Here is a 238-nt window from a genome sequence, read left to right as displayed (position 1 = left end):
GCTCGAGCATTACGGACGGCAAGTTCGCCGCCAACGACTAGTCGCTTGCGAACTACGGCGGCTTGAGCCTCAAGAAGACACACGACGTCGCCATGGCGCTGATCAAAAAGCGCTACGCGAGCGCGCCCGGCAAGGTCTATTTCTTCGGCAGTTCGACGGGTGGACGCGATGGTCTGAGCGAAGCGCAGCGCTGGCCGCAGGACTACGACGGCATTGTGGTGAACCGTCCCGCGCTCAA

Annotated in this window: 1 pseudogene; it reads left to right on the top strand. The window is 62.2% G+C overall.

The window, feature by feature from the left end:
- Positions 1-238: pseudogene (locus SB822_RS60725) on the top strand (tannase/feruloyl esterase family alpha/beta hydrolase); the annotation flags it as partial.

This window comes from Paraburkholderia sp. SIMBA_054, from assembly GCF_046534875.1.
Taxonomy (GTDB): domain Bacteria; phylum Pseudomonadota; class Gammaproteobacteria; order Burkholderiales; family Burkholderiaceae; genus Paraburkholderia; species Paraburkholderia hospita.
Note: the sequence above shows the minus strand (reverse complement) of the source record. Positions and strands in the feature narration are given on the sequence as shown.